Raw genomic sequence first — 19,112 nt, forward strand, 5'->3', positions numbered from 1 at the left:
AATTCGCGGTTGTCGCCGTAATCCAGGCCCAGCCGGTCCGCCAGATCGTCCGCCGACAGTGCGCCCGAGACCAGCAGCGAACCGTCCTCGCGCTCGACGATGCCCGGTTCGTCGCCTTCGTCCTGGCTGCTGGCGAACTGGCCGACCAGTGCGGTGAGCAGGTCGACCGGGGTGACGATCCCTTCCAGATGCCCGTATTCGTCATGGACCATCGCCATGGCGACGTCCGATTGCTGCAAGGCACGCAGCGCGTCGAGCGCGTCGAGCTGGTCGGGAATAACCACCGCCTTGGCCATCAGGTCTGCCAGCGAAACCGGCTTTCCGGCCACCAGGCGCGCCAGCACTTCGCGCACTTTCACCACCCCCACGATCCGGTCCGCCGAACCGTCGGCCACCGGCAGCAGCGAGTGGGGACTGGCCTCGATCGCCCTGCGAATCGCTTCGGGATCATCGGACACATCGACCCAGTCGAGTTCCGTACGCGGGGTCATCATTTCGCGCACCGGGCGGTCGGCCATGCGCACGACGCCGGCCAGGATCTGGTGCTGTTCGCGCTCGATCACGCCTTGGCGGGTGGCGTCGGCGAAGATCATGTGCAGTTCTTCCGCGGTGACGTTGCCTCCGCCTGCAGGACGCACTCCGAGCAGCCGGACGAGGACGCCGGAGCTCTTGTCCAGCACCCACACGACCGGGGCCGCGACCCGGGCAATAAACGCCATCGGCAGCGCCATGACTACCGCGATCGGAACCGCGTTGCGCAGCGCCACCTGCTTGGGCACCAGTTCCCCGACTACCAGACTGAAATAGGTGGTCAGCGCAATCACCAGCGCGAAACCGGCGTTGTCGGCATATTCCGGCGCCACCCCGAGCGCGGCCAGCCGCTCGCCCACCGGGCCGCCGAGGCTGGCACCCGAATAGGCACCCGCGATGATCCCGACCAGCGTAATGCCGATCTGCACCGTGGAGAGGAATTTGCCCGGATCGGCAGCCAGCGCCACTGCGGTTCGCGCGGCTTTGCTGTCCAGGCTGCGCAGCTTGGCTGTGCGCGCCGAAACGATCGCCAGTTCGGACATGGCGAAGATACCGTTGAGGATGATCAATCCTGCAATGATGAGCAGGTCGGGCCAGGGAAAAGGTGTCACGCGTAATCCGCTAGCACAATTGCAGCGTTTCGCCACCATTCAGGAACAGTGTTTCAAGCGGAACCCGGTGCTGCAAGGCCCGTCCAATGTCTGGCACGGGAACAGCTTGCGGTTTGAATGGTTGAGTTTGTGCAACGCCGATGGGTGCGGTGTGCGTTATAAGGTGCCGGTGGCACGATAAAAGGAGGGGACTGCCCCATGAAGAATTCACGAATTTTCGTATCGAGTCTGGCCGCATTGTCGCTGGTCACGGTCTCGGGCTGCGTCACGGATCCCAACACGGGTGAGAAGAAAGTTTCGCGCACGGCAATTGGCGGGGTCGGCGGTGCCGTACTCGGCGGACTGCTTGGCGGCGTTATCGGCGGCAAGACCGGGCGCATCATCGGTGCCGGTGTTGGCGGTGTGGCTGGCGGCGTAGTCGGCTACAAGATGGACCAGCAGATCAAGGAACTGAAGGAAAGCACCGCCGGTTCGGGCGTCGATGTGACCGAGACCGACGGCGGCAATGCGATCCTGGTCAATCTGCCGGACGGGGTTACCTTCGCGACCGGAAGCTACACGATCAACCAGAATTTCCGGAACACGCTGGACACGGTCGCTAACAGCCTGATCCAGTATCCCGACAGCCTGATCGACGTCTATGGCTACACCGATTCGACCGGTTCCGACGCTTTCAACCAGCGTCTGTCCGAACAGCGTGCCCAGGCGGTGGCCAACTACCTGTCTTCGCGCGGTGTATCGGCCGCGCGAATCCGTTCGCAGGGTTTCGGCGAAGATCCGAGATACTTCGTCGGAGACAACAATACCGATTCCGGCCGGGCGCTGAACCGCCGGGTCGAAATCAAGATCATCCCGGTGACACAGGAAGATGTTGCGGCGGCGCGGGCTGCCCAACAATCCTGATTGAAGAATTCGGAACCTCCAGTTCCGGATATCGAGTGAAAAGGGTCGGCCGCAGGGTCGGCCTTTTTTTCGTGGACCGGTTCTATTCCCGCACCAGCTGGGCCGCCCGGTCGGCCAGCCGCTCGACCGCCGCGGCATGGATCCCCGGCGCGCTGACCAAAAGGCCGAACGCGCGCGGGTCGCGCTTATTGAAATTGAGCGGCGCGCCGAACGCGTCGCTGACCATCGCCCCCGCTTCCCGCGCGATCAGCGTCGCGGCGGCGATATCCCATTCATAGCCCCACCGCAGCGTGGCGAGCAGGTCGGCCTCGTCCGCGCCGACCATCGCGATACGCAGCGCTATCGAATTGGGCTTGTCCACCAGCGTCAAATCGCTGTCCGGCTTGGGCAGCGAATCGGCCGGCACCCGCGATCCGGTGAATTCCGTCCGAGTGGAGGCGACCAGCCGCTGACCGTTGCGCCATGCCCCCTGCCCGGCGATGCCGAGCCATTCTTCGCCCCGCGCCGGGGCGGCCAGCATCCCGATCAGCGGGCGTCCTTCGCTGATCAGCCCTACCGAGACGCACCAGCCGGGCCGCCCGCGGATAAAGTCGCGGGTTCCGTCGATCGGATCGACCAGCCACGCCAGTCCCTTGCCCAGCCGGACCGAATCGTCGACCGTTTCCTCCGACAGCCAGCCCGCAGAGGGCAGCAGTCGGCCCAGTTCGCGGCGCAGGAAACCGTCCACCTCGATATCCGCGTCGCTGACCGGGCTGCCCGGTTCCTTGTCCCACGACCGGAGGACATGGCCGCCCCCGGGCCAGCGGCCAAGCGCGATGCGCCCCGCTTCGTGGACAATTTTCCGGAGTTGGCCGTGATCGATCATGCAATATCGCTGTTGGAAGCGGACGCGGCACTTTTCAAGCGCGGCGATCCATGCTTAGGCGGCGCCGAACCCGAATTTCCTTTCAAGAGGCAACGTACCCCCCATGAACATCCACGAATACCAGGCCAAGGAACTGCTCGCGAAATACGGCATCGGCATCCCCACCGGCTATGCCGCACTGACCGTGGACGAAGCGGTGGCGGGCGCAGAGAAGTTGCCCGGGCCGCTGTATGTGGTCAAGGCGCAGATCCACGCGGGCGGCCGCGGCAAGGGCAAGTTCAAGGAACTGGGCGCGGAGGCCAAGGGCGGCGTCCGGCTGGCGAAAAGCATCGACGATGTCGCGGCGGATGCAAAGGACATGCTCGGCAACACCCTCGTCACCATCCAGACCGGCGACGAAGGCAAGCAGGTTAACCGGCTGTATGTCACCGACGGAGTGGACATTGCCGAGGAATATTACCTCGCCATGCTGGTCGACCGCGCGAGCGGCGAAGTGGCGATGGTCGTTTCGACCGAAGGCGGCATGGATATCGAGGATGTGGCGCACAACACGCCGGAAAAAATCACCACAATCACCATCGACCCCGCACAAGGCTTCATGCCGCATCACGGCCGCGCGGTGGCGTTCGCGCTGAACCTCTCGGGCGATCTCAACAAGCAGTGCCAGAAACTGGCCGGCCAGCTCTACACCGCCTTCACCGATCTCGATTGCGAAATGCTGGAGATCAACCCGCTGGTGGAAACTAAGGACGGTAATCTGCTGGTGCTCGACACCAAGATGAGCTTTGACGGCAACGCGCTCTACCGCCACAAGGATGTAGAAGCGATGCGAGACGAGACCGAGGAAGACCCGGCCGAAGTCGAAGCGAGCAAATACGACCTCGCCTATATCAAGCTGGACGGCAACATTGGCTGCATGGTCAACGGTGCAGGCCTGGCGATGGCGACGATGGACATCATCAAGCTCAACGGCGCTTTTCCGGCCAACTTCCTCGATGTCGGCGGCGGCGCGACCAAGGAAAAGGTCACCGCAGCCTTCAAGATCATCCTGCAGGACCCGGCGGTCGAGGGCATCCTGGTCAACATCTTCGGCGGCATCATGAAATGCGACATCATCGCCGACGGGATCGTGGCGGCGGCGAAGGAAGTGAACCTGTCGGTACCGCTGGTGGTCCGGCTGGAAGGCACGAATGTCGAGAAGGGAAAGGAAATCCTCAACAATTCCGGCCTCCCCATCGTCAGCGCCGACGATTTGGGGGATGCCGCCAAGAAGATCGTCGCCGAAGTGAAACGGGCGGCCTGACGCAGCCCCAGATGCGCGGGTCGGCGCAGGGTGGAAAACACCGGCGAAGCTGACGCGTTTGACAGAACCGGATGGGCCGACCTCACTTGACGTTTACGTAAGCGCAAGCTAGGGCGGCAACACACAGTGCAAGAGGAAGGTATCTCATGAAAATCCTCGTACCCGTCAAACGGGTCATCGATTACAACGTGAAGCCGCGGGTCAAGGCGGATGGTTCGGGCGTCGACCTGGCCAATGTCAAGATGAGCATGAACCCGTTCGACGAGATTGCGGTCGAAGAAGCGATCCGGATCAAGGAAGCAGGCAAGGCGGAGGAAATCATCGCTGTCAGCGTCGGCCCGGCAAAAGCGCAGGAAACGCTGCGCACCGCCCTGGCGATGGGTGCCGACCGCGCGATTCTGGTGGAAACCGACGATACGGTGGAACCGCTCGCGGTCGCCAAGATCCTGAAAGCGATAGCCGAGGAAGAAGCTCCCGGGCTGATACTGCTCGGCAAGCAGGCGATCGATGACGATTCCAACCAGACCGGTCAGATGCTGGCGGCGCTGATGGGCCGTCCGCAGGGCACTTTCGCCAACACCGTCGAGATCGACGGCGACAGCGTCATCGTGAAGCGCGAAATCGACGGCGGGCTGGAAACAGTCAAGCTGACGATGCCCGCCATCGTCACCACCGATCTTCGTTTGAACGAGCCGCGCTATGCCTCTCTGCCCAACATCATGAAGGCCAAGAAGAAGCCGCTCGATGTGAAGAGCCCGGCTGATTACGGGGTCGATACCGCGCCGCGCCTGACCACCAGCAATGTCTCCGAACCCCCGGTTCGCAAGGCGGGCGAGAAGGTGGCCGATGTCGATGCGCTGGTCGCCAAGCTGAAGGCCCTTGGCATTGCATAATGCCAATCAAATCAAGCGGATCGCGTAAGCGGCTCAGCTGAAAAGGATTAGATTATGAAAACTCTGGTTTGGGTCGAACACAACAACAAGACCGTGAAGGATGCGACGCTGGCTGCGGTAACCGCCGCAGGCAAGCTGGGCGAAGTGCATCTGCTCGTCGCCGGGTCCGGCTGCGCCGCCGTGGCGGAAGAAGCTGCCAAAATCGCCGGTGTCGGCAAGGTCCACCTCGCCGATGATGCCGCCTTCGAACATGCTCTGGCGGAGAATATCGCGCCGCTGGTGGTGGACCTGATGGGTCACCACGATGCCTTCATCTGCCCCGCCACGACCACCGGCAAGAACATCGCCCCGCGCGTAGCCGCATTGCTCGACGTGATGCAGATCTCGGACATTCTTTCGGTCGAAGGCGACAAGAGTTTCACCCGGCCGATCTACGCCGGCAACGCCATCGCCACCGTGACCAGCAGTGATCCGAAACTGGTGATCACCGTTCGCGGGACCGCGTTTGACAAGGCGGAAACCACCGGCGGTTCCGGCACGGTCGAGGCAGTTGCCAGCACCGGCGACGCGGGCCTTTCCAGCTTCGTCAGTTCGGAAATTGCCAAGAGCGAACGCCCCGAACTGACCAGCGCGAAGATCATCGTGTCGGGCGGCCGCGCATTGAAGGATGCCGAGACCTTCGAGCAGGTCATCATCCCTCTCGCCGACAAGCTGAACGCCGGTGTCGGCGCCAGCCGCGCTGCGGTGGACGCAGGCTATGTGCCCAACGATTACCAGGTCGGCCAGACCGGCAAGATCGTCGCCCCCGAAGCCTATTTCGCGATCGGCATTTCCGGCGCGATCCAGCATCTTGCGGGGATGAAGGATTCCAAGGTGATCATCGCGATCAACAAGGATGAAGACGCCCCGATTTTCCAGGTCGCGGACATCGGCCTCGTCGGCGACCTGTTCAAGATAGTCCCGGAACTGACCGAGAAGCTTTAGCCGATTGCCCTCCAGCTTAGCCTGATTTATCAAGCAAGTTGAGGGGGATATATTGGATGAGATTCGGCATTCTGTTGTCACTTGCGGCGCTGGCCCCATCGGGTTCGGCTGTTGCAGCCGAGCCGTTGCGGATGGCGCCGAGCTCGCCGTGGCACCTTGATTACGCCGAGGATAGTTGCCGCTTGATGCGCACCTTCGGCAGCGGCGCAGATAGCGGGATGGTTTATTTCGAGCGCTACGGCCCCGGGGATCCGTTCAATCTGGTGGTGGCCGCGAAGGCGCTTCGGTCAGTGGACGAGGCTTTTACACTCCAGGTGCAGTTCGGCGATCAGGAAGAAGTCCAGGAACCGGATTTCTTTGTCGGCGAATTCGGAGATTTCGGTCCCGCCCTGATCTTCTCGTCGATGAGCATACGCCGCCCCGGCTCGTTCGGCCTCAAGGGCAAGCAGCTGGAGCAATATTTCGAAGCGCGCGAGAAGGATCCACTTCCGCCGATCGGTGCGGAGCGGGAGCGGGCAGTGTCGTGGCTCTCCATCAGCCGCGGGAAACGGCATTATGTGATCTTTGATCTTGGCTCGATTGCCCAGCCCTTTGCCGCAATGCGCAGTTGTACCGACAACCTGCTGAAGCAATGGGGCATTGACGTGGCGCGGCACGCCACGCTGAGCCGCGAGCCCAAGCCGGTGAACTCGCCCGGTACCTGGGTCACTGCCAATGACTACCCTTACAAAATGCTCCGCGCGGGACAGCGAGGGATTGTCCATTTCCGCATGATCGTGGACGAAACGGGAAAACCCGAATCGTGTCATATCCAGCAATCGACTCGCCCGAAAGAATTCGACGACGTCGTATGCAAACGCCTGATGGAACGCGCCCGTTTCGAACCAGCGCTTGATGCAGAGGGGCTGCCGCTTAGATCCTACTACCGCAATAGCGTGAAGTTTGACGTGATTTCCTGACTTCGCCGCACCGCTGCTCTGCCCGTCACTAGCCGAGTGCTAATGGGGCAGCCGTTCGTAAAGAACCAACGGCGTGGTGCCATCGTCCGGTTCATGCCGTCCGTAGCGTGCGAAGCCGAGCGAAAAGGCGAGACGTTCGGACACGCTGTGCCCTTCCTCGATCATGCAGGCTATCCGCTGGTCCCCATGCTCGCCGTCGAACCACGCCAGCGCGCGCTCCATCGCTTCGCGCGCATAGCCGCGGCCCCAGTGACCGGCATCGATGATCCAGCCCGCTTCGGGCACATCGTCCAGCCCCTTTCCGAAGCCCCGGTAGGAGCGGAAAACGCCGCAAGTGCCGAGGATGCCCTGCTCGCCCTTCAGCCGGATCACGAAGACCCCGTAGCCATAGAGCGACCAGCTGCCCACGTTGCGCAGCAGCCGCGCGAAACTGTCCGCCATGCTGGCTTCGGTCGGGCCCAGATAGCGGCGCGTTTCGGGATCGGCTGTCAGTTGGTACAGGCCTTCCAGATCATCCGCCCGCGGCCGATGCAGCTCCAGCCGCTCGGTCAGGATCACCGGATCGCTCACGGGAACAAACCGCTGACGAAGTGGATCGTCACCCCGACCAGTCCGCCAACCAGCGTACCGTTGATCCGGATGAACTGCAGGTCGCGGCCGACCGCGCTTTCGATCCGGTCGGTGACCGTGCGCGCGTCCCACCGCTTTACGGTCTCGGACACCAGGCGGACGATCTGCCCGCCATAGCGCGATGCGACACCCACGGCGGTGCGGCGCGCGAAGCGGTTGACCTGCCATTGCAGCTGCGGATCATCGCGCAGTGCGGTGCCCAGTTCCGCGAGGCTGCTGCCGAGCTGGCCCGGCCCGAGAATGCCGCCGAACCCCTTGTCCGGATTGCGGGCCATCGCGATCAGGCCCGAACGGATCCGTTCCCAGACCCCTTCCCACCAGCGCGCCACGGCGGGATTGTCCAGCAATTCGCGCTTCATTTTCTCGACCTTTTCGCGGGTCGGCGCGTCGTGGATCAGATCGTTTGCGAGCTTTTCCAGCCCTTCCTCGATCTTGCTGCGCAGCGGATGCTCGGGATCGACCAGCACCTCGGCCAGCAGCCGATACAATCCGTCGAGGACCGAATTCGCCAGCTTTTCATCCAGCCCGACCCAGCGTATCAGCGCGTTCGCCCGCTCGTGGATGACCTCGCGGACCATTTCCTCATTATCTTCCAGCGTCAGCCCGGCCCAGCGCACGAAGCTGTCGATCAGCGGCAGATGCCGCCGGTCGGCAATGGCAGCGGTGAGCATCTGGCCCAGCAGCGGCGAGATTTCGAGCTTGGCGAGCTGCAGCTTCAACCCCGATTTCACCTGTCCGCCCAGCCGTTCCGGATCGAGCGATTCGAGGATCCCGGCCATCAGCTCGGCCGCTCCGGCACCGATTCGCGATCCGGTTCCCGGCCGGGGCTCGACCAAATATCCGCCCACCGCCTGCGCGAGGTTCATGGCCTGCATCCGCCGGGCGACCACCGCGGGGGTGAGGAAATTGTCCCGCAGGAATTGCGCCATGGTATCGGCAATCCGGTCCTTGTTTTCCGGAATGATCGCGGTGTGCGGGATCTTGATCCCCAGCGGATGCCGGAACAGGGCGGTGACCGCGAACCAGTCCGCCAGACCGCCAACCATCGCCGCCTCGGCAAAGGCGAGCAGGTAGCCCCAGCCCGGATGCACCGCCTCGTAAGAGCGCGCCAGCAGGAACAGGCCGGCCATGACCACCAGCATTCCCGTCGCGGTCCGGCGCATGGTGCGGGCGCGGTCTGCCGTAAGAAGGTTGCCGCCGATCAGATCGCCGGGATCCGTTTCGATCGGGGCGGGGTTTGCGCTCACTCGGCGGGAGCAGCCCCGAAGCCCGATGACGGCGCTTGCCTGGACGGCCGAGCCCCGCGCGTAATACCTGCCTCGTCACCGGGACGGTAGGTCAGGAAGCGGTGACGCAGCCACGGGCCCGCGCGCTTCTCGAATCCATCCGCGAGGCTGAACCCCGCCGGAACGATGAGTAGCGTCAGCAGCGTGGACAGCAGCAATCCGCCGATTACCACGGTACCCATCGGTGCGCGCCATGCACCATCACCGGTCAGCGAAATTGCGGTCGGGACCATGCCCGCCGTCATCGCAACCGTAGTCATCACGATCGGCTGCGCGCGCTTGTGCCCCGCTTCCATGATCGCTTCCAGCTTGGCGGTGCCGGCGGCCATTTCCTCGATCGCGAAATCGATCAGCAGGATGGAGTTTTTCGAAACAATGCCGAGCAGCATCAGGACCCCGATCATCACCGGCATCGAGACCGGCTGGCCGACGGCCCAGACCAGGAATATTCCGCCCAAAGGCGCGAGCGCGAGCGAGCCCATGTTGACCAACGGGGACATCAGCCGCTTGTAAAGCAGCACCAGCACGGCAAACACCAGCAGCACCCCGGAAATGACCGCGATCACGAAATTGACCGCCAGTTCCTGCTGCCATTCATCCTCGCCAACCACATCGCGGGCGACGCCCTGCGGCAGGTTCTCGAAGATCGGCAGCTTGTCGATCTGGGCCATTGCCTCGCCCTTGAGAACACCCTGGGCGAGGTCGGCGCCCACGAACACCCGGCGGCTCTGGTTATAGCGCTGGATCGATGTCGGGCCGGAACCGAAAGAGATTTCCGCCACCCGCTCCAGCGGAACGGATGCACCACTGGCGGTCTGGACCGGTAGGTTGGCAATAGTATCGAGATCGCGGCGCGAGCGCTGCGGCAATTTGACGCGGATCGGTATCTGCCGGTCCGACAGCGAGAATTTCGCCGCGTTCTGGTCGATTTCTCCCATGGTGGCGATCCGGATGGCCTGGCTCAAGGCCGCCGTGGTTACGCCAAGCTGCGCCGCCAGATCCGCGCGGGGAGTAATGATCAATTCGGGCCGGCGGATATCGCCGTCGATGCGCGGCGACACGACCGTGCCAAGGGCACTCATCTGGTCGACCAGCGTGCTCGCCGCCTCATTCAGCAGTTCGGGATCGGAGCCGGCCAGCATGATCGAGATGTCGCGGCCCGTACCGCCGCCACCCGACTGCGACTGGAACCGCACGCGCGCATCGGGGATTTGCGCAAGCTGCGGGGCCAGGTCGCGTTCGAATTCGATCGATGTCTTTTCCCGTTCCGGCTTCAAGGTGATGTAAATCGTGGCATTGCCTTCGCGCACCCGTTCCAGCGCGCGTTCCACTTCGGGCTGCTGGTACAGGAGCGCGGCGATCCGGTCGGCGACCAGTTCGGTCTGCTTGAGCGTGGTGCCCGGCACCAGTTCGATTTCCACCCGGCTGTTGTCATCGTTGATAGTCGGCTGGAACTGCTGCGGGGTGACCGCGAACAGGAGCACTGTCAGCACAAATGCAAACAGGCCGAGACCCATCATCCACACCCGGTGATCGCGCAGCCTTGCGGCGACCCGCCGGGCCAGAAAGCGGTTCCAGCCAAAGAAGCCACCGTCTTCGCGTCCGGTCACGATCGATCCGATCAGGCCGACGAGGAAGCTGACGAGGAAACCTGCCAGATATCCGCCGATCAAACCGGCCACACCCATTCCGAGCGCGCCGACCAGCGAGCCATCCTCCGCCCGGATCGATCCGGTGAACAGCACCACCGCGAGTACGGCAGCCGCCAGCAGCGCGAAGCCGTAATAGGCAACACGGCCATGCACGGTTTCCAAGGCATCACGCTTCTTGCGGGCCGCACGGTTGTCCAGCGACCAGGCCAGCACGCCCATGTAGCGGTCCATCATCCGGCCCTCGCCGTGGGAGGCGTGGCCCTTGGAATGCAGGAAATAGGCGGCCAGCATCGGCGTGATCATGCGCGCCACCGCCAGGCTCATCAGCACCGCGATGACGACCGTGATGCCGAAATTCTTGAAGAACTGGCCTGAAATGCCGGGCATCAGGCCCACGGGTAGGAACACGGCCACGATCGAGAACGATGTCGCGACCACGGCCAGGCCGATCTCGTCCGCTGCGTCGATCGACGCCTGGTAGGCGCTTTTCCCCATGCGCATGTGGCGCACGATATTCTCGATCTCCACGATCGCATCATCGACCAGCACCCCGGCCACCAGGCCCAGGGCGAGCAGCGACAGGAAGTTGAGATTGAAGCCGAGCAGATCCATGAACCAGAAGGTCGGAATCGCGGAAAGCGGGATGGCGATCGCCGAGATGATCGTCGCGCGCCAGTCGCGCAGGAAGAAGAACACCACTACGACGGCCAGCAACGCACCTTCGATCATCGCGGCGATCGAGCTTTCGTACTGGCTTTCCGTGTATTTGACGGTGTTGAACAGCGGGATGAAATTGACGCCCGGATTCTCCGCCTCGATCTCAGCGATAACTTTCTTGGCGTTTTCGAATACGGTTACGTCGGACGAGCCCTTGGCGCGGGACATTCCGAAGTTCACCACTTCCTTGTCCCTGACCTTGCTGATCGATCTGCGCTCTCCGTAACCGTCACGGACGGTCGCGACATCGGACAGCTTGACCGTTGCGCCGCTACCCAACCGGATCTGCCGTTCGCCCAGTTCAAAGGCGCTGTCGTCATTGCCGAGCACGCGGACAGACTGGCGGGTTCCGCCGACTTCGGCCGTGCCGCCCGCCGCATTGACGTTGTCCTGCCGCAATACTCCGTTGATCTGGCCTGCAGTGACGCCCAGCGCCTGCATCCGGCCCGGATCGAGAATCACTTCGATTTCCCGGTCGACCCCGCCAAACCGGTCGACTTCCGCCATACCTTCGACGCCGAGCAGACGTTTGGCGATCGTATCGTCGATGAACCAGCTGAGCTGTTCGATCGTCATGTCGGTGGCTTCGACCGCATAGATCGCCAGGAAGCCGCCGCCGGCGACATCCACCTTGCTGATGCGCGGTTCGAGAATCCCGTCGGGCAGGCTGCCACGAACGGTATCCACGGCGTTCTTGACTTCCGCCACCGCATCGTTGGAATCGGTTCCGATGTCGAATTCGACGAACGTGTTCGAATTGCCCTCGCTTGCGGTCGAACTGATGTTCTTGACCCCGCTGACGGAGCGTATCGCGGATTCGACCAGCTGGGTTACCTGGTTCTCGATTTCCTTCGGCGCGGCGCCCGGCTGGGAGATGGAGACATTGACCGCGGGGAAATCCACATCCGGATTGTTGACCACATCCATCCGCGCGAAGCTGAGAATGCCGGCCAGCAGCAACGCGGTGAACACCACCAGCGGAAGCACCGGGTTGCGGATCGACCAGGCAGATATATTGCGGAAATCCATTGTGTGTCAGCTTCCCGCTTTGACCGGCCTGATGGTCTGGCCCGGATTGAGGAAGCCCCCGGCGCGCTGCACGATCCGTTCGCTGCCGGTCAGACCTTTGGTGATCACTACCCCATTCGCCGTGACGGGCCCGGTCTGCACCGCGCGGCGCACGACCTTGTTGTCCTTGTCCGCGATATAGACGTAGCTGCCTTCGTCATCCGACAGAACCGCGCTTTCCGGCAGCAACGGAGCAACGACCGTGCCGCTCTTGATCGTGGCCGTGGCAAAGCCGCCGGGCCGCAGACCTTCGGCGTAGGGCAGCGAAATGCGCGCGGTACCCTGGCGGTTCTGCGGGTCGATAGTCGGCGAAAGCTGCCATATCTGGCCGGTATAGACCTTGTCGGTCCCGACCGGGACGACTTCGGCCGTAATCCCTGTCGACATCCGCGCCAGATCGGCTTCGCCGACGCGGGCGAGCATTTCCATCTCGCCGCCCTTGGCAATCAGGAACAGGGTTCCCGCACCGGCACCAACCACCTGGCCCGGCTCGACATTGCGTTCGAGCACCAGACCGGCCGACGGCGCCACCACGTTGAGCCGGGCGTTGCGCGCGCGGAGTTCACCCGCCTGCGCCTGCGCCACCTTGACCCGGGCTACGGCGGCGTCACGCGTTGCCGTCAGGCGGTCGACATCGGCCTTGCTGATGAAGCCGCGATCCACCAATTGCAGCGCGCGGTCGAGATTGGCCTGCGCCAGCCGCGCATCGGCCTGGGCGACCTGCACCTGCGCACTGGCGCTGGCGGCCTGCTGGTTCTGTACGGAACGGTCGATCACGGCCAGAACCTGGCCCGCGTTTACCCATTGACCGGCGTCAACCGGAACGGAAACGACACGGCCGCCTTCGCCTGCTACGCCGACCGGCATCGCCCGGCGCGCAGCCAGAGTGCCGGTCGCGGAAATTTCGCCTTCGATCGACCCGCTGCCGGGCGATATTACGGTAATCGCAGGCGCTTGCCCGGCATCGTCGCCACCTTCGGGTACCGGCTCGCCGGCGCTCATGAAGTAAAAGGCAATGGCGGCAATCAGCGCGATGCCCAGCACGATTCCGGCGATGAGGACACCGCGGCCGCGGGCTGGCGCATTTTCGCGCTCCGCCCCGGACAGATCGGAGGTTACATATTCCGGGCTATCTGCGGTTACCGAAGATTCGTAATTCATCGTACGACTGCCTTGATCATCGGGCAGCCGGCGATAAGGCGCTGCCCGACAGGTGTATTATAGACATAGATCACCAGATGCAAGCAGATGGCGAAGTTCGTGCTTCTATAGACGGGCGGGGGCAAGGGGGCAATAAACCGCTCGACCGGCGACGTATCCGTCCGACCAGCGATTCGTTGGCACCTCTTCCAATACGGCGCGCGCTGCCCTTCGGCGGACTGGCCGCGACAAGAAAAAAGCGGCGCGACCGAGGCCGCACCGCTTCTTTGAATTCGAAGGTTAGGAAGTAGCTTAGCGAACCCGGCCGCGTTGGACCAAATTCACGATACCGAGGAGCACCACGGCACCGATAATTGCGATAATCAGTCCAGTGAGCGAAAACTCCTGAATGCTACCGGCGTAGCCGAGCGGCTGCGCGATCAGATTGCCAAGTACGGAACCGATGATACCAACCACGATATTCCAGAAAATACCCATCGAAGCATCGCGGTTCATCACCATGCTGGCAAGCCAGCCAGCGACACCGCCGACAATTATTGCAATAATCCATCCCATAATACTATCCTCCTGCTTTAGCATTCCGCTTGAAGTTACCGCTATAACGCGGCGCGGCTTCAATCGGTTCCCGTTCGTTTCTCGCCGGGAAAGCAGGATTACCGCAATTTGCTACGGATGGTCAAACAGGTGCCGCCAGCCATTTGGGCTGCGGTCGAAAAGCACGTCACTACTTGAAAACGGCGTGCTTAATATTTGAGCTGGCGCTCGTAAAGATCGCGGTAGTGCTGGATGCGGGTGACCCGCAGCCCCTGCATGCCCGACCGGTCGACCGCGCGTTGCCACGATGCGAATTCCTCGAGCGTCAGATTGTAGCGCTCCAGCACGTCGTCGATGGTCAGCAGGCCGCCGTTGACGGCCGCGACCACTTCCGCCTTGCGGCGCACGACCCAGCGCTTGGTGCTTGGCGGCGGCAAATCGTCGATCGTCAACGGTTCCCCGAGGGGGCCGATGACCTGCGCGGCGCGGATTTTCTGGTTCTCTATCATTTCAACTCTCGGTCGCCGGGGGTCATCAAATTCGGTTCATGCGAAGCGATAGGCCGCACGGCTTTGCGATCCGCTAAACCTTTGAGGTTAACGCCCTCCACTCCTTCATTAACCCAACCCGCGTGGCTGCGTATTGGTTCACCCGAATCGGCCAGCGTGCCGCACTGCCGGAGCGGCGATTCTGCGAGCGAGGAAAAATCCGCGGAGGGATGCGCCAAAACCTCCGCCAGAGTGCGCCGCAAGTCCCGCATCGCCGCGAGTCGCGCGGTGAGTTCCGACCATGCGACAGGCCTGAGCGGCGCCCGCTCAAGGTCCTCGGACTGTGTCCTTGCAAAGGCAAAATCACTGTTGGGCGTTTCGTTCATGCCGGTGGTCTTACCAGCGCGTTAGTCAAGATCAGGTAAAGCCCGGGTTTACCAGTAATTAGGAATCCCTAACGCTCCGGAAGCCTCGCTATTCCGCTCCCCTCTGGCCGTTGCGCGCGCAGATGTGTAAAGGGCGCGGCATGGATACCGCCGCCCTGTTTGATTCCGCACTGGATGCCGCCAGCCTGTTCGATCTGCCGCGCCCGGCGGCCGCGTGCCGGATCGTGGTTGCCATGTCGGGCGGGGTCGATTCCTCCGTGGTTGCCGCTTTGGCCGCGGCGACGGGGGCCGAAGTGATCGGTATCACCCTGCAGCTGTACGATTACGGCGCCGCGACGGGCCGCAAGGGTGCCTGCTGCGCGGGAGACGATATTAGCGACGCCCGCGCGGTGGCGGACCGGCTGGGCTTCGCGCATTACGTGTTCGACCATGAAAGCGCCTTCCGCGAGGAGGTGGTCGAAACTTTCGCCGACGCCTATCTTCAGGGCCGCACGCCGGTGCCGTGCATCCGCTGCAACATGGGGCCCAAATTCACCGACCTGCTGCGCATGGCGCGCGAACTGGGTGCGGATTGCCTTGCCACCGGCCACTATGTTCGCCGCCAGATGGGGCCGGCCGGGGCGGAACTGCACCGCGCGCTCGATCCGGCGCGGGACCAGTCCTATTTCCTCTACGCCACCACCGAAGCGCAGCTGGATTTCCTGCGCTTCCCCCTTGGCGGTTTGCCGAAATCGCAGGTTCGCGAGTTGGCGGAGCAGGCCGGTCTGCGCAACGCCGCCAAGCCGGACAGCCAGGACATCTGCTTCGTGCCCGACGGAGATTATGCGAAGATCGTTACCGCGCTCCGCCCCGAAGGCGCCCGGGCCGGGGCGATTGTCCATGCCGAAACCGGCGAAACGCTGGGCCGCCACAAGGGTGTGATCCATTTCACCGTAGGCCAGCGGCGCGGTCTCGATATCGGCGGCCAGCCGGAACCGCTTTATGTCACCGGTCTCGATGCGGACACCGCCGAAGTGCGGGTGGGGCCGAAGCGCCTGCTGGCGGTCGGTGCGGCGACAGTGATCGAAACCAACCGGATCGGCCCGCTGCCTGCGGTGCCCCTGACGGCCAAGGTGCGGTCTTTGTCGAAGCCAGTGCCGGTCACGCTGGAGGGCTCGCTCGGCGAGGGCGCGGCAGTCACGCTGCGCTTTGCCAATCCCGAGTTCGGCGTGGCCCCGGGTCAGGCGGCGGTGATCTATGCCGAAGAAAGGGTCGTCGGCGGCGGCTGGATCGATTCGACCCTGCCCGCCTGACCCTGCCCGCCTGACCCTGCCCGCCTGACATCGGTCAGCCCGGCGCTAGTCCTCCCACCGCTCCATCACGCAGCCATAGCCTTTGCGGTAAGTGGCAACCACCGGCGGCAGCAGCGGATAGCGAGCGGTAATGCTGCGGGCTTCCTCGTCCTCGCTGAGCGACACCAGCTCCATTCCGGCGAGCCGGTCCTTCTTGCAATCCTCCAGACTGCGCCCGCCGATATAGCGGCACGAACAGACCACATGCGCGCTGTAACCCGCCCCCGCCCCGGTATAGCCGAGGATCGGCGCGCGGTAGAACCACCCAAGCGCGGCCAGCACTGCGGCAAGCACCAGCAGCGCCCATGGCCAGCGCGATTTTCGCTTCCGGCTTGCGGACGAACGCGAACCTCTTCGCGCCGAAGGTGATTTCGGTTTAGTAATTGCCAAGCGGGAATCCTTGCGCAAATGGGGTTGGATGACGCGACGTTCCGTTCCCCATATCGCCAGCCTGGTGCTGCTGCCAAGCCTTGCCTTGATCATCGCCGGGTGCAGCAACACCGAGCCGCCACCCGAACCACTGACCGAAGAAGCCCTGGCAGCCGTCGCGGACAATCCGGGCGCCCCCAAAAAACAGCTGGCCCGGCAGATCGATGAATTGTTCACCGCGCCCGGTGTCGGCGAAACCCGCGCCATGGTGGTGATGCACGGCGGGACGATTGCGGCGGAACGCTATGCGCCAGGCTATGATGCCGAAACCCGTTTCGTGAGCTGGTCGATGGCCAAGACGGTCACCGCGGTGATGATCGGGATGCTGGTGGCGGATGGCCGGCTGCGGCTGGACGATACGCCGCCCTTGCCGCGCTGGCAGCGGCCGGGCGATCCGCGCGGCGAGATTACATTGCGGCAATTGCTCCAGATGCGGTCCGGCCTGCGCCACACCGAAGCGGGCAATCCGCCTTACGAATCTTCCGAAGTCCGGATGCTGTTCATGGACGGGCGGGACGACATGGCGGATTGGGCCTCCGCCCAGCCGCTGGAGGCGGAACCGGGTACCAAATTCGAATATTCGTCCAACACCACGGTGATCCTGGCCGCTATTGCCGCGCGGGTACTGACCGACAGCGAGGATCCCGAGACCCGCCGCAGGGCGGTCGACGATTACCTCCGCACCCGGCTGTTCGGCCCGCTTGGAATGGATTCGATGGTCCCCGAATACGATGCCAGCGGTACTCTGATCGGGGGCAGCCTGATCCACGGGACTGCGCGCGACTGGGCGAAATTCGGCGAATTCCTGCGCAACAAGGGCTCGGTCCGCGGCGCGCAGCTGATCCCCCGGACATGGATCGATTTCATGCGCGAGCCCAGCCCGCGGGCGGAATTCTACGGCGCGCAGACCTGGCTCAACCGCGATTCGGGCCTCGACCGCGACGACCAGCTGCCGGACCGCGGACCTGCCACGATGTTCGCCGCGATCGGTCACATGGGCCAATATGTGCTGGTGTCGCCGGACCAGAAACTCACCGTCGTGCGGCTCGGTCATTCCGATACCGAGCAGCGCAAGGCGATGCTGCAAGAACTGCTCGATGTGGTGGAACTCTACCCCGCGAGGTAGAAACTGCCCTCAACCACCGTTACGCAGGCCCCGCCGAGCCATGCGCGGTCGCCTTCGGGTTCCAGGGCGATGCGGCAGGTAAGGTCGCCGCCGCGCGCCGAGGCCTGATGTGCCGTGAAACTGCTGCGGCCCAGACGCCGGGTCCAGAAAGTGGTCAGCACCGCATGGGCCGATCCCGTCACGCTGTCTTCGTCCACCCCGCCCCCGGGCACGAACACCCGGCTGACCACATCGGTGCGGTCCCCCGGTGCGGTGCAGATGAACTGGTTCGGACCCAGATTGCCGAGCCCGCGAATATCCGGGGCGAGCGCGCGAACGGCCCGTTCGTCGGGATAGAGAAACAAATCGTAGCCCGCCGGATTGCGCCATACCTCCAGCGGCTCCGCGCCGAGAAGCGCCGCCGCTTCGGGCCACGCACCAAGCTCGACCGGGATCGCGGGCAGCGCCACTTCGTATCCCGCCAGGCTGCGGCGGACTTCCAGAATGCCGGCCTTGCGGGTACGGAACGTCACGCTTTCGCCGCCGTCACGGCCCAGCAGCACATGGCCCGAAGCGAGAGTGGCATGACCGCACAGCGCAATTTCCACGGCCGGGGTGAACCAGCGCAATTCCCAATCCGCCGCGCCGGTTTCGTCCTTCACCACGAAGGCGGTCTCGGCGAAATTGTTCTCCTCCCCGATCGCCTGCAGCACCTCGTCCGGTAGCCAGGCGTCAAGCGGCATCACCGCGGCCTGGTTGCCGGTGAAAGGCCGGTCGGCGAAGGCATCAACGTGCCAATATGGCAGCGTGTGGGTCATTGGTCTTTCTCCAGCTTGGCGAACTCGTCGGCTTCGACCAGCGTGTTGCCCGGTTCGTCCACATGGCCTTCGGGATCGATGTGGATCAGCAGTTCCATGTCGGGGAAATGGCTGCCGAGATCCTCCTCCACCCGTTCGATGATGTCGTGCGCCTGCTTGACGGTCATCGATTCCGGCAAATCGACATGAAACTGCACAAAATCGCGGTGGCCGCTGGTGCGGGTGCGCAAATCGTGGAGGTTGGTGAGTTCGGGGTGTCTGGCGGCCAGTTCAACGAACCGCTGGCGCTTTTCCTCCGGCCATTCACGGTCCATCAGATGGTCGATCGCCTCCATCGCGGCGCGCCATGCACCCCACAGCAGCCAGACGGCGATAGCGAGTCCGAACAGCGGGTCGGCCAAGGCAAACCCGGCGTATTGATCGAGCACCAACGCGGCAATGACCGCGACATTCAGCAG

19 protein-coding genes are annotated in these 19,112 nt (G+C 63.5%); 7 read left to right on the forward strand and 12 right to left on the reverse strand.

All coding sequences use genetic code 11. The features are described from left to right. On the reverse strand, positions 1 to 1,142 hold a 1,142-nt coding region (locus U0988_RS00295; RefSeq protein WP_322290657.1), incomplete at its 3' end, for a hemolysin family protein. A gap of 198 nt (positions 1,143 to 1,340) precedes the next feature. Here U0988_RS00295 and U0988_RS00300 point away from each other — a divergent pair. After that, complete coding sequence (locus tag U0988_RS00300) at positions 1,341 to 2,045, forward strand: OmpA family protein (protein ID WP_322290658.1); 705 nt, start codon at positions 1,341 to 1,343, stop codon at positions 2,043 to 2,045. 82 nt (positions 2,046 to 2,127) lie between these two features. On the opposite strand, the gene U0988_RS00305 is transcribed toward U0988_RS00300, so the two are convergent. Beyond that, on the reverse strand, positions 2,128 to 2,910 hold the full coding sequence (locus U0988_RS00305; RefSeq protein ID WP_322290659.1) for a 3'(2'),5'-bisphosphate nucleotidase CysQ: 783 nt from the start codon (positions 2,908 to 2,910) through the stop codon (positions 2,128 to 2,130). A 103-nt stretch (positions 2,911 to 3,013) separates the two neighbouring features. Here U0988_RS00305 and sucC point away from each other — a divergent pair, with 103 nt between their 5' ends. The 4 genes from sucC to U0988_RS00325 all read left to right on the forward strand — a co-directional run bounded on the left by sucC (position 3,014) and on the right by U0988_RS00325 (position 7,049). Beyond that, positions 3,014 to 4,213, forward strand: coding sequence for an ADP-forming succinate--CoA ligase subunit beta (gene sucC, locus U0988_RS00310; protein ID WP_322290660.1), 1,200 nt, complete (start codon positions 3,014 to 3,016; stop codon positions 4,211 to 4,213). A gap of 146 nt (positions 4,214 to 4,359) precedes the next feature. Continuing rightward, on the forward strand, positions 4,360 to 5,106 hold the full coding sequence (locus tag U0988_RS00315; protein WP_322290661.1) for an electron transfer flavoprotein subunit beta/FixA family protein: 747 nt from the start codon (positions 4,360 to 4,362) through the stop codon (positions 5,104 to 5,106). Between the two features lie 54 nt (positions 5,107 to 5,160). Further along, on the forward strand, positions 5,161 to 6,090 hold the full coding sequence (locus U0988_RS00320; RefSeq protein WP_322290662.1) for an electron transfer flavoprotein subunit alpha/FixB family protein: 930 nt from the start codon (positions 5,161 to 5,163) through the stop codon (positions 6,088 to 6,090). A 74-nt stretch (positions 6,091 to 6,164) separates the two neighbouring features. Next, complete coding sequence (locus U0988_RS00325; protein ID WP_322290663.1) at positions 6,165 to 7,049, forward strand: TonB family protein; 885 nt, start codon at positions 6,165 to 6,167, stop codon at positions 7,047 to 7,049. A 39-nt stretch (positions 7,050 to 7,088) separates the two neighbouring features. Here U0988_RS00325 and U0988_RS00330 read toward each other — a convergent pair whose 3' ends face one another. The 7 genes from U0988_RS00330 to U0988_RS00360 form a co-directional block, all read right to left on the reverse strand. Further along, positions 7,089 to 7,619 (reverse strand): GNAT family N-acetyltransferase, encoded by a 531-nt coding sequence (locus tag U0988_RS00330; RefSeq protein WP_322290664.1) that lies wholly within the window; start codon positions 7,617 to 7,619, stop codon positions 7,089 to 7,091. After that, positions 7,616 to 8,842 carry a DUF445 domain-containing protein gene (locus tag U0988_RS00335; protein ID WP_322290675.1) on the reverse strand — a complete coding sequence of 409 codons (1,227 nt, stop codon included), beginning with the start codon at positions 8,840 to 8,842 and terminating at the stop codon, positions 7,616 to 7,618. Before U0988_RS00335 ends, U0988_RS00330 begins: the two co-directional genes overlap by 4 nt. Positions 8,843 to 8,922: 80 nt before the next feature. After that, positions 8,923 to 12,363, reverse strand: coding sequence for an efflux RND transporter permease subunit (locus U0988_RS00340; RefSeq protein WP_322290665.1), 3,441 nt, complete (start codon positions 12,361 to 12,363; stop codon positions 8,923 to 8,925). 6 nt (positions 12,364 to 12,369) lie between these two features. Further along, complete coding sequence (locus tag U0988_RS00345; RefSeq protein ID WP_322290666.1) at positions 12,370 to 13,563, reverse strand: efflux RND transporter periplasmic adaptor subunit; 1,194 nt, start codon at positions 13,561 to 13,563, stop codon at positions 12,370 to 12,372. Positions 13,564 to 13,854: 291 nt separating this feature from the next. After that, on the reverse strand, positions 13,855 to 14,118 hold the full coding sequence (locus U0988_RS00350) for a GlsB/YeaQ/YmgE family stress response membrane protein (protein WP_322290667.1): 264 nt from the start codon (positions 14,116 to 14,118) through the stop codon (positions 13,855 to 13,857). 188 nt (positions 14,119 to 14,306) lie between these two features. Further along, the gene (locus U0988_RS00355; RefSeq protein WP_322290668.1) at positions 14,307 to 14,606 is read right to left on the reverse strand and encodes a DUF1153 domain-containing protein; all 300 of its coding nucleotides are present in this window, start codon (positions 14,604 to 14,606) and stop codon (positions 14,307 to 14,309) included. Then, positions 14,603 to 14,971 carry a hypothetical protein gene (locus U0988_RS00360; protein ID WP_322290669.1) on the reverse strand — a complete coding sequence of 123 codons (369 nt, stop codon included), beginning with the start codon at positions 14,969 to 14,971 and terminating at the stop codon, positions 14,603 to 14,605. Before U0988_RS00360 ends, U0988_RS00355 begins: the two co-directional genes overlap by 4 nt. Before the next feature lie 140 nt (positions 14,972 to 15,111). Here U0988_RS00360 and mnmA point away from each other — a divergent pair, with 140 nt between their 5' ends. Then, a complete protein-coding gene (mnmA, locus tag U0988_RS00365; protein ID WP_322290670.1) occupies positions 15,112 to 16,263 on the forward strand; it encodes a tRNA 2-thiouridine(34) synthase MnmA in 1,152 nt (383 codons plus the stop codon). 45 nt (positions 16,264 to 16,308) lie between these two features. Here the strand turns inward: mnmA and U0988_RS00370 are convergent, their stop codons facing one another. Then, positions 16,309 to 16,692, reverse strand: coding sequence for a hypothetical protein (locus U0988_RS00370; protein ID WP_322290671.1), 384 nt, complete (start codon positions 16,690 to 16,692; stop codon positions 16,309 to 16,311). Positions 16,693 to 16,720: 28 nt separating this feature from the next. On the opposite strand from U0988_RS00370, the gene U0988_RS00375 reads away from it, so the two are divergent. Further along, the gene (locus U0988_RS00375) at positions 16,721 to 17,857 is read left to right on the forward strand and encodes a serine hydrolase (RefSeq protein ID WP_322290672.1); all 1,137 of its coding nucleotides are present in this window, start codon (positions 16,721 to 16,723) and stop codon (positions 17,855 to 17,857) included. On the opposite strand, the gene U0988_RS00380 is transcribed toward U0988_RS00375, so the two are convergent. Then, positions 17,842 to 18,654 carry a PhzF family phenazine biosynthesis protein gene (locus U0988_RS00380; RefSeq protein ID WP_322290673.1) on the reverse strand — a complete coding sequence of 271 codons (813 nt, stop codon included), beginning with the start codon at positions 18,652 to 18,654 and terminating at the stop codon, positions 17,842 to 17,844. The two genes, U0988_RS00375 and U0988_RS00380, sit on opposite strands and share 16 nt — an antisense overlap. Continuing rightward, positions 18,651 to 19,112: cation diffusion facilitator family transporter (locus U0988_RS00385; protein ID WP_322290674.1), on the reverse strand; the 462-nt coding region annotated here is incomplete at its 5' end. The genes U0988_RS00385 and U0988_RS00380, both read right to left, overlap by 4 nt.

The sequence above is a fragment of the Allopontixanthobacter sp. genome (genome assembly GCF_034376665.1).
Lineage (GTDB): Bacteria > Pseudomonadota > Alphaproteobacteria > Sphingomonadales > Sphingomonadaceae > Allopontixanthobacter.